The sequence below is a fragment of the uncultured Sphingomonas sp. genome (genome assembly GCF_913774285.1).
Classification (GTDB): Bacteria; Pseudomonadota; Alphaproteobacteria; order Sphingomonadales; family Sphingomonadaceae; genus Sphingomonas.
This window is the reverse complement of record NZ_CAJYHX010000038.1, coordinates 1-10,408: the sequence shown is the minus strand read 5'-3', so window position 1 is coordinate 10,408 and position 10,408 is coordinate 1. Positions and strand designations below refer to the sequence as shown.

Sequence of the window (10,408 nt, the reverse complement as noted above, 5' to 3'; positions counted from 1 at the left end):
CGGCCAAGGCGTCGCCGCTGTTCGGCACGCCGAATTTCGTCAGCACGCCGCACCTGGGCGCGTCGACCACCGAAGCGCAGGTCAATGTCGCGATCCAGGTCGCCGAGCAGATGGCCGACTTCCTGGTGTCGGGCGGCGTCACCAACGCGCTCAACATGCCGAGCCTGTCGGCCGAGGAAGCGCCCAAGCTGAAGCCCTATATGGCGCTTGCGGAGAAGCTGGGTTCGCTGGTCGGGCAGCTCACCACCGGTGCGATCAGCCGCATCTCGGTGCATACCGAAGGCGCGGCGGCGGACCTCAATGCCAAGCCGATCGTCAGCGCGGTGCTCGCCGGGTTCCTGCGCAACCAGACCGACACGGTGAACATGGTCAACGCGCCGCTGCTCGCCCGCGACCGCGGTGTCGAGGTGCGCGAGGTGCGGACCGAGCGCGAGGGCGATTACCACACGCTGCTGCGCGTGTCGGTGAAGACCGCGGATGGCGAACGGTCGGTCGCGGGGACGCTGTTCGGCGATCAGGCGCCGCGCCTGGTCGAACTGTTCGGCATCAAGGTGGAGGCCGATCTCGCCGGTCCCATGCTCTATGTCGTCAACGAAGACGCGCCGGGCTTCATCGGTCGGCTCGGCACGACGCTGGGCGAGGCGGGCGTCAACATCGGCACCTTCCACCTCGGCCGCCGCTCGGCCGGCGGCGAGGCGATCCTGCTGCTCTCGGTCGACGAGGCGGTGGACGACGCGCTGCTCGGCAAGGTCCGCGCGCTCCCGGGCGTGAAGACCGCCATGGCGCTCGGCTTCTGAAGCCATTAGGGGAGGCGGCCATGACTGGTCTCCTCCCCGAAGGGTTTCACGATCGATTGCCGCCTGCCGCCGATGCGGCCGCCCGCCTCGAGACGCGCGTGCTGGGTCTGGCGCGGCTCTATGGCTATGAACAGGTCGACCCGCCGCTCGCCGAGTTCGCTGACGAATTGGCGACGCGGCTCAAGACAGGCGCGGTGCACAATGCGGTGCGCTTCGTCGATCCGGTGTCGCAGCGCAGCCTCGCCATCCGCCCGGACCTGACCGCGCAGGTCGGCCGCATCGCGGCGACGCGCATGGGGCACCATCCGCGCCCGGTGCGGCTCTGCTATGCGGGGCAGGTGCTCAAGCTCAAGGCGCCCGCGCTCGATCCGCGCCGGGCGATGCGACAGATCGGCTGCGAGCTGATCGGGCGCGACAGCGTGGCGGCGGCGATGGAAGTTGTCCGCGTTGCGATCGAGGCGCTGCAATCGGCGGGGGTCGAGGGCCTCGCCATCGATTTCACCCTTCCCGACCTTGTCGATACGCTGGCGAGCGGCACGCTGCCGCCGGAGAAGCTGACTGCACTCCGCGAACGGCTCGATGCCAAGGACGCCGGCGGCGTGGCCGCGATCGATCCCAAGTATCTGCCGCTGATCGAAGCTGCCGGCCCGTTCGACGGCGCGATGGCGAAGCTGCGCGCGACCGATGCCGGCACCGCGCTGGCGAGCCGGATCGATGGCCTCGCCACCATCGCCGCGAGTATCCCGGCGGGCGTCGCGCTTACGCTCGACCCGACCGAACGCCACGGTTTCGAATACCAGACCTGGCTGGGCTTCTCGATCTTCGCGCGCGGGGTGCGCGGCGAGATCGGGCGGGGCGGCACCTATACGGTGGTGCATGACGGCGGTCGCGAGGAACCGGCGGTCGGCTTCTCGCTCTATGCCGATTCGATCCTTGATGCTGGTATCGGCGGCGACGCGCGGCGGCGGCTGTTCCTGCCGTTCGGCACCGATGCGGCGATCGGCGCCGCGCTGCGTGCCGAGGGCTGGGTGACGGTCACCGCGCTGGAGGCGGAGGATACGCCCGAGGCCCAGCTGTGCAGCCACGAATTGCGCGGCGGCGTGCCGGTCGCGCTCTAAGCCATGGCCGTCGCCCCCGCATGAGGGGCGACGGCAGGGGCCTCACTCCATCTGGTCGATCAGCGCCTGGATCGGCGCGAAGGCGAACGCCACCGAGCTGTCCGCCACGCCATAGGGGATGAACAGGCTGTCGCCGTGGCGGATCGCGCCGCAGGTATAGACGACGTTGGGCACATAGCCCTCACGGTCTTGGTCGGCGGCGGCGAGCAGCGGCGCGCGCGAGCGGGCGAGCACCTTCGAGGGATCGTCCTTGTCGAGCAGTGCCGCGCCGATCGAATATTTGCGCATCGCGCCGACGCCGTGGGTGAGCACCAGCCATCCTTGGTCGGTCTCGATCGGCGGGCCGCAATTGCCCATCTGCACCAGCTCCCAGGGGAATTGCGGCTTGATGATCAGGTCGCCGCCTTCCCAGTGCGTGATATCGTCCGACGTATGCAGGAAGATATTTTCGCCGTCCTGTCGGCCTAGCATCATGTATTTGCCGCCCACCTTGCGCGGGAACAGCGCCATGCCCTTGTTGCGCGCGGCGCTGCCGGTCATCGGCACCAAGTCTAGCCCGCGCCAGTCATGGGTGCGCAGCAGCTCGGACTGGATGCCCGAGCCGTTATAGGCGGTGTAGGTGCCGATCCATTCGACCGTGCCGTCGTCATGGGTGAAGTGGCAGATCCGCAGATCCTCCAGCCCGTTCGACTGGGCGCGGGTGATCGGAAAGATGACCGTGCCGGACAGCGTCGAATCGCGGTGACGATAGATTCGCACCGGGCCTTCCATGCGGCGCTCATCGGGCTCGCGCGCGTCGGCGGCGGTGGCGAAGGGCGGCTCGGGGGCAAGCACCAGCTCGTTGCCGTCGGTAATGATGCCCTCGCGGAAGGCGACGGAGGAAATATGGCCTTCGCCCACCGCGCGCAGCGACATCAGGATGCGCATGCTGCCCGGCGGCATGCCGGTCTGGTCGTAATGCGGGACGGCGCTGGGGTTCATCAGCGCGGCGGCGGCATAGCTGTATTCGTGGCAGAAATAGGCGCCGAGCAGCTGGCGCTTCTCGTCGCCGATCGCGGCGCCGTCGAGACCGAGCATCGCCTCGATCTCGTCATAGCGGGTCATGAATACGCGCCGCGTCTGCCAGTGGCGCGCCTCGAAGTCCTTGAGGACCAGTTCGAGCTCGGCGCGCGCCTGGCCCGGCGACAGCGCCAGCACCTCGCTGACGATCCGCTCGGTCCTGCTGGGCGCACCGCCATTGGTGGACGCCCAGGCAATATGGAACGGGCGTACGACGACGCGCGACGGATCGGCACGAAGCCGCAAGGGATGGTGAAACAGTTCCGGCATTGGCAACCCCCGGGGAACGCGCTCGTTACGGCGCCGTCCCCCGGTATCGCTTCAGGCGACGGCGAGTTCCGGTCCTGCCACGCTTTTATTGCCCTTTGAAAGAGCCGAGATTGCGCAATTCGCCAGTTGGAGTGCGAGAATCGACTCGGCGCCTTGATTACGGTTAAGCCCGGTGGGCATCAGCCCGTCGAAACAGCCGCCATCGGCCACGCTGGCGAGCGGCGTGTCGAGATCATTGGCACCGAGATACCAGCGATAGGCGCGCATCGCCTCCTCCGCCCACCGCGTGTCACCGGTCGCTTCGTGCGCGGCCAGGCACGCGTCGATCGTCGCCTGTGCTTCCAGCGGCTGCTGGTCGAAGGGCAGCGGCTCGGCATATTCGCGCCCGAAGCTCTCGGTGCCGACGGCGCGGAAGCGGCCTTCCGGCGAGGTCTGGCGTTCGGCGATCCAGGCGAGCGTTTCCAGTCCGGTGTCGAGGAAATCCTGGCGACCGAGCACCTTGCCGGCGCGCAGCAGCGCCTCGGGCAGGCGGGCATTGTCGTATGCCAGCACGATCTCGAACCAGCTCCATGCCGGGCGACGCGTGCGTTCCAGCAGCGCGACCAGCTCGTCGCCAAAACGGGTGAGGATCTCGCGCGACAAGGCGTGGCCCGGATGCGCCTCCGCCATCGCCGCGGCGCCGAGCATCGCAAAGGCATGCGCGCGCGGGCTGCCAAGGTCGAAGGCGATCGACGCCGTCTCGTCGAACAGCACCGAGGCCCAGTCGCGATGCTTCTGGGCGCGGGCATCGCGGGCGGTGACGCCCAGCGCCCAGATCGCGCGGCCGTTCGAATCTTCCGAGCCTTCGTCCTCGCACCAGGTGCGGTCGAAGTTCATGAAGTTGCGAAACTTGCGCTTATCGGGATTCCAGGCGTGCTGGACGAAGCCGCCATAGATGGCGGTCCAGCGATCCCGCACCGTTTCATCCACCTCGTCGATCTTGCTCATCAGGATCAGCGCGCGGGCATTGTCGTCAATGCAATAGCCGTGGCGGCGATCGGGCACCGAGTAGATCGAGTGCTGGAGCATGCCGGTGGCGTCGCTCATCCGCTCCACCGCGGTCAGCACCGGGGAGAGCGTCGGCAGCTCGTTGGTCGCGGTGCGGATGCGATGCGGCTTCTCGTCGAGAATCGCGTCGAACGCATCGATCGCGCGCTCCGCGAGCCGAGCCCAGAGCATGGTGCGGCCGCGATCATAGGCGCGCCTGGCCAGCGCCAGCCGGGCGTCCCTGTCGCCGAGCAGGCGGTTGATCTCGCGCGAAAACGCTGCGCTGTCGGCGAAATCGACCAGCACGCCGTGGTCCTGGTCGAGGATCTCGGTCGCGTGGACATAGGGCGTCGAAATCACCGGCTTGCCCATGCTCACCGCATAGGAGAGCGTGCCCGAGGTGATCTGGGCGGGGTTCGGATAGGGCGTCGCATAGATGTCGGCCGCCTGAAGATAGTCGAGCAGCTCGCTCTGCTCGACAAAGCCGTCGACGAAGGCGACATTGTCCTGCAGGCCCAGCGCCGCGATCTGCGCTTTCAGCCGATCGCGATACGCCTCGCCTTCGTGCGCGACGAGGTGCGGGTGGGTGGCACCGAGGATCACGTAGAGCGCGCTGGGATGCGCGGCGGCGACCGCCGGCATCGCCTCGATCATCGTCTCGATGCCCTTGCTGGGCGCGAGCAGGCCGAAGGTGAGGATGACGTCGCGGCCCTGCCAGCCGAAGTTCGGCTTGAAGTCGGCCGTGTCGGCGAAGACCCGATCGGGCACGCCGTGCGGAATGACCTCGATCTTGCTGTCCTCGACGCCGTGGACGCGCTTGAGGATCTCGCGGCCCTTCTCGGCCATGACGATCAGCGTCGAGGCGCGACGGATCAGTGCTTCCAGCACCCGGCGCTCGTCGGCGCTAGGGCGCTCGAGCACGGTGTGGAGTGTTACGATCACCGGTACCGAGACGCGGTCGGTCAGCGCGAGCAGCAGCTCGCCCGCCGCGCCGCCGAAAATGCCATATTCATGCTGGATCCACAGCGCCTCGGCGCCGCTCGCCTCGATCTTGCGGGCGGTTTCCAGATAGGCGCTGCGATCGTTCTGGGCGATCGAACCCGTCACCTGCGGCGGGTAGGCGTAATGCCCGGGCAGGTCGTCCATCGCATAGACGTCGACCTGGATGTCCGGATACCGCTCGGCCAGTGCCGTGTAGGTGTCGGTAGTAAAGGTGGCGATGCCGCACTTGCGCGGCAGGAAGTTGCCGATCAGGGCAAGATGCCGGATCCTGGGACCCATAGGAGACCGTGCCATGGCGGACCTTTCGCTACTGCATGATGGACTCGGCCCAAATCTGGGCCTTATGTCCTGCTAAACTCCCGTTTTTCGAATAAGTTGCAGTTTCGCTGCAACGCACAACTCTATACCTGACGAAACGTGCTGTAAATCTGCCGTTCAGCCGCGGCCGCGATATCCGGGAACCCCCTGATCGGGGATCCAAACATCCTCGGGCGGCTTGCCCGACTGCCAGAACACATCGATCGGAATACCACCACGGGGGTACCAATAGCCACCGATTCGCAGCCAGAGCGGCTGCATCTCGCGGAACAGCCGCTCGCCGATGCCGACGGTGCAATCCTCGTGGAAGGCGCCGTGGTTGCGGAAGCTGCCGAGGAACAGCTTGAGCGACTTGGATTCGACGATCTTCTCGCCCGGCACATAGTCGATCACCAGGTGCGCGAAATCGGGCGCGCCGGTGATCGGGCAGAGCGAGGTGAATTCGGGCGCGGCGAAGCGCACCAGATAGCGCGTGCCCGCGCGCGGATTGGGAACGTAATCGAGTTCCGCTTCCTCCGGGCTAGCGGGCAGGGCGGATTGCTTACCGAGATGCTTGGCGTCCATGGCCGCCATGTAGGCGTTTGCCGTGCGGTTTCCATAGGGCTAGGACCTACCCGCATGGACGGATTGATCACCACCGAAGCGCTGGCCGGCCTGCTCGGCGCCCCCGACCTGCTGGTCCTCGACGCGACCTATACCTCCACCATCCCGGGTGCGGCCCGGCAGGATCCGCGCGCGGAGTTCGAGGCGGGGCATATCCCCGGCGCGCGGCTGCTCGATCTCGACACGCTGGTCGACGCCGAGAACCCGCTGCCCTCGATGCTGCCCAAGCGCAGCATATTCGAGGAGCGCATGGCGCGGCTCGGCGTGATGGGCACCACCCGCATCGTCCTCTACGACAACAGCCCGCACCACACGGCGTGCCGCGCCTGGTGGGTGCTGCGGATGTTCGGCGTGCATGCCGAGATCCTCGACGGCAATATCGGCCATTGGCGCGCCGAGGGGCGGCCGGTGGAAACCGGGCCGCATGCCGCCACGCCGTCCAGCTTCACCGCCGGCGAACCCGCCGAGCAGCTGCGGACGCTCGACGACATGCGCAGGACGAGCGAGCAGATCGTCGATGCGCGCTCGGCTGCCCGCTTTACCGGCGAGGAGCCCGATCCGCGCCCCGAATGCGCCGCCGGGCACATGCCGGGGGCCAAGAACATCCCCTATGGCCGCTTCTTCGAGAGCGACGGGCACTGGAAGGCACCCGAGGGCATCCAGGCGGTGTTCGATGCCGCCGGCCTCGATCTGACCCAGCCGCTGGTCGCTACCTGTGGCTCGGGCATCACTGCCTCGGTGATCGTCTTCGCCGCGCACCTGCTCGGCCACGAGATCGCGCTGTACGACGGCAGCTGGACCGAATGGGGCGCGCAGCCCGACACCGCCAAGGTGGTCGGCGCATGAGCGGCGAGGATAAGCAGGACAAGGATGCGACCAAGGTCGTCCATGCCGGCCGCCGCCCCGAATGGACGCAAGGCATCGTCAACCCGCCGGTGTGGCGCGCCTCGACGATCCTCTACGACAATATCGCCGAGATGCGCGAACGCGGCAGTGCCGACACGCACCACAAGCTCTATTATGGCCGCCGCGGCACGCCGACCCAGTGGTCGCTTGCGGACGCGCTGACCGAGCTGGAGCCCGGCGCGCAGGCGACCTTGCTCTATCCCTCGGGTGTGTCGGCAATCACCACCGCGCTGCTCGCGGTGCTCTCGCCCGGCGACGAGGTGCTGCTGCCCGACAGCAGCTACGAACCGACGCGCGCGTTCGGCAACGGCATGCTCAAGCGGCTGGGCATCACTGCCACCTATTATGACCCGCTGATCGGCGACGGCATCGCCGCGCTGTGCACCGAGCGGACCAAGGCGATCCTGCTCGAAAGCCCCGGCAGCCTCACCTTCGAGGTGCAGGACGTGCCCGCAATCGTCGCGGTCGCCAAGGCGCGCGGAATCGTGACGCTGCTCGACAATACCTGGGCCGGGCCGCTCTACTTCCCGGCGATCGAGAAGGGCATCGACTATACGATCCTGTCCTGCTCCAAATATGTCGTGGGCCATTCGGATGTGATGCTCGGCTCGGTCACCGCCGCGCCCGGTCACTATGAGAAACTGCGCGCGACCACCTATCAGCTCGGCCTCTGCGCCAGCCCGGACGATGCCTATCTCGGGTCGCGCGGGCTGCGGACGATGGAAGTACGCCTCCGCCAGTCAGGCGCGAGCGGGCTCAAGGTTGCGCAGTGGCTCAAGACCCGGCCGGAGGTGGCTCGGGTGCTCCACCCGGCGCTGCCCGATTGCCCGGGGCACGACGTGTTCCTGCGCGACTTCCGCGGAAGCGCCGGCCTCTTCTCCTTCGTGCTGAACGGCGGCGACGATGCCGCGCGCACCGCACTGATCGACGGGCTCCGCCACTTCGGCATCGGCTTCAGCTGGGGCGGCTATGAGAGCCTCGCCATCCCCGCCGATCCGCAGCGCATCCGCACGGCGTCGCGCTGGGAAGCCGCGGGGCCGATGATCCGGCTCTATGTCGGTCTGGAAGACACCGACGATCTGATCGCCGATCTCGAGGCCGGGCTCGCCCGCTTCGCCGCCGCGCGCGGATGATCCGCGACCTGCTCGACCGGTTCGCCGGCATGGGGATGCGGTTCCCGTCGCCGGCCGAACTGGGCGAACTGGCGGTAGCGCTGGGCCTCGCCGTGCTGGCTGCGGCGATCGGCGTGCTGATCGGCCGCCGGATCGGCGCGCAGATCGCCGGTTTGTGGCACCGCATCGCCGGCGAGCATATCAACGGCATCCAGGCGCGGCTGTGCCGGATCACCCGCTATCTGACCGTCGCGCTGCTGCTCTCGCCGGTGGCGGGCGGCTATGCCTGGCACCCGCCGGCGACGCTGCTGCTCGGTATCGCGTTGGGGCTGGCGATGGCACTGGCGGTGGTGGAAGTGCTGCGCGGGCTCGGCCTGCCGCGGCTCGCCACCTGGCCGATGGGGGCGATCGCCTTCACCTCGCTGCTCAGCAAGACGATGGGCGGGCTGGGGGTGATCGAGGCGCTGCTGGCCCGGATCGGCTTCGACATCGGCTCGCGGCGGCTGTCGCTCCTGTCGCTGCTCACCTTCCTCGTGACCGTCACGATCATCTATGCGCTGGTGCGGATCGCCAACCGGCTGCTCGCCCAGTGGATCGGGCGGGCCAAGGGGCTGGATCCCACCCAGCAACTGCTCGGGCAGAAGCTGGCGAGCATCGCGATCGTCACCGCCGCCTTCTTCGTCGGCATCGATCTGCTCGGCATCGACCTCACCACCTTCGCGGTGTTCTCGGGCGCGTTCGGTCTCGCCATTGGTTTCGGCATGCAGAAGACAGTCGGCAATCTGATCGCCGGGATCATCCTGCTGATGGATCGTTCGATCAAGCCGGGCGACGTCATCGCGCTCCAGAACGAGATCGGCTGGGTGAACAAGATCGGCGTGCGCGCCGTCTCGATCATCACCCGCGACGGCAAGGAGCATCTGATCCCCAACGAGAATCTGATGACGCAGGAGGTGGAGAACTGGTCCTATTCCGACCGCAATGTCCGCGTCCGCATTCCCGTGTCGATCGCTTATAACAACGACCTGAAGCTGGCGCAGGAATTGATGCTTCGCGCCGCGCGCGAATCACCGCGCGTCCTGAAAAGCCCCAAGCCGACCGTCTGGCTGATGAGCTTTGGCGATTATGCGCTCCAGCATGAAATCCTGGCGTGGATCAGCGACCCGGAAAGCGGCGTCGGCAACGTCCGTTCCGACGTGCTCAACCGCTTGTGGTTCCTCTTTAAAGAGCATGGCATCGGCCTGCCCTATCCCCAGCGTGACATCCATATCCGATCGCTGCCGACGGGGGTTCGGCACGAAAATCTCGACGCCTGATCTGTGTTATTCGCGCAACATCGCGTCATCCGAGCATCATTCGGTGTTCGATTATACTTGTGCAGCGCACCACGGCCTGCCAATCTTTCACCACTCGCCAAGGCAGACGGTCCGCCGGGTTTGACCCGACACATAGAGGCCGCACCGATGCGAGGTTGCAGGTGAGAACATCGAATTTCCGTTTGAAAGGGAAACGATGCGCTTCTCCACGATCCTCCTTGGCGGCCTCTCGCTGGTCGCCGCGACGCCCGCCTTTGCGCAGGATAGCGCCGGTGCGGACACCGCGCCGCCCTCGCCGATCACGGTCAGCGGCAGCGCCGCGATCCTGACCGACTATCGCCTTCGCGGCGTGTCGCAGACCAACAAGAACGCCGCCGTCCAGGCGGCACTGACCGTCGCGCATGAAAGCGGCTTCTATATCGGCACCTTCGCGTCGAACCTGGCGGGCTGGGGCACGTTCGGCGGCGCCAATATGGAGCTGGACGGCATTGCCGGGTACAAGCACACATACGGCACCGCGACCGTCGATGCGGGCGTGACCTGGTACACCTATCCGGGCGGTGCGTCCGAGACCGATGTCGTCGAGTTCTTCGGTCGCCTGTCGGGCACCGCCGGTCCCGCGACGCTGACCGCGGGGGCCTATTATGCGCCCAAGCAGACCTCGCTCGGCAACTTCTCCAACACCTCGTACAGCCGGGGCCAGCGTTGGGATAACGTCTATCTGACCGGCGACGGCGCGGCGGGCATTCCGGGTACGCCGATCACCGCCAAGGCGCATATCGGCTATTCCAAGGGCAATCCGGGCCTGGGCCCCAACGGCACCAGCCTGTCGCCGACCGGCAGCTATTGGGACTGGTCGCTGGGCGCCGATGTCGCGGCGT

General features: G+C 67.2%; 9 protein-coding genes. 6 read left to right on the top strand and 3 right to left on the bottom strand.

Annotation, left to right across the window (positions count from 1 at the left end):
* Both QZ670_RS20055 and QZ670_RS20050 read left to right on the top strand, forming a co-directional pair.
* Positions 1–797 (top strand): ACT domain-containing protein (locus QZ670_RS20055; protein ID WP_294259076.1); only part of this gene is annotated, 797 nt, incomplete at its 5' end.
* Positions 798–817: 20 nt separating this feature from the next.
* Positions 818–1,915, top strand: coding sequence for an ATP phosphoribosyltransferase regulatory subunit (locus QZ670_RS20050; RefSeq protein ID WP_294259073.1), 1,098 nt, complete (start codon positions 818–820; stop codon positions 1,913–1,915).
* A 42-nt stretch (positions 1,916–1,957) separates the two neighbouring features.
* On the opposite strand, the gene QZ670_RS20045 is transcribed toward QZ670_RS20050, so the two are convergent.
* From QZ670_RS20045 to queF, 3 genes are all read right to left on the bottom strand, one after another.
* A complete protein-coding gene (locus QZ670_RS20045; protein WP_294259070.1) occupies positions 1,958–3,244 on the bottom strand; it encodes a glycoside hydrolase family 130 protein in 1,287 nt (428 codons plus the stop codon).
* 51 nt (positions 3,245–3,295) lie between these two features.
* On the bottom strand, positions 3,296–5,566 hold the full coding sequence (locus tag QZ670_RS20040) for a glycosyltransferase (RefSeq protein ID WP_294259067.1): 2,271 nt from the start codon (positions 5,564–5,566) through the stop codon (positions 3,296–3,298).
* Between the two features lie 141 nt (positions 5,567–5,707).
* Positions 5,708–6,154 (bottom strand): preQ(1) synthase, encoded by a 447-nt coding sequence (gene queF / locus QZ670_RS20035; protein ID WP_121072553.1) that lies wholly within the window; start codon positions 6,152–6,154, stop codon positions 5,708–5,710.
* 54 nt (positions 6,155–6,208) lie between these two features.
* On the opposite strand from queF, the gene QZ670_RS20030 reads away from it, so the two are divergent.
* From QZ670_RS20030 to QZ670_RS20015, 4 genes are all read left to right on the top strand, one after another.
* Complete coding sequence (locus tag QZ670_RS20030) at positions 6,209–7,039, top strand: sulfurtransferase (protein ID WP_294259063.1); 831 nt, start codon at positions 6,209–6,211, stop codon at positions 7,037–7,039.
* Complete coding sequence (gene metC, locus QZ670_RS20025; protein ID WP_294259060.1) at positions 7,036–8,232, top strand: cystathionine beta-lyase; 1,197 nt, start codon at positions 7,036–7,038, stop codon at positions 8,230–8,232. The genes QZ670_RS20030 and metC overlap by 4 nt, the downstream gene beginning before the upstream one ends.
* Positions 8,229–9,527: a mechanosensitive ion channel domain-containing protein gene (locus QZ670_RS20020; protein ID WP_294259057.1), complete on the top strand. Its 1,299-nt coding sequence runs from the start codon at positions 8,229–8,231 to the stop codon at positions 9,525–9,527. The genes metC and QZ670_RS20020 overlap by 4 nt, the downstream gene beginning before the upstream one ends.
* A 196-nt stretch (positions 9,528–9,723) precedes the next feature.
* Positions 9,724–10,408 (top strand): TorF family putative porin (locus tag QZ670_RS20015; protein WP_294259054.1); only part of this gene is annotated, 685 nt, incomplete at its 3' end.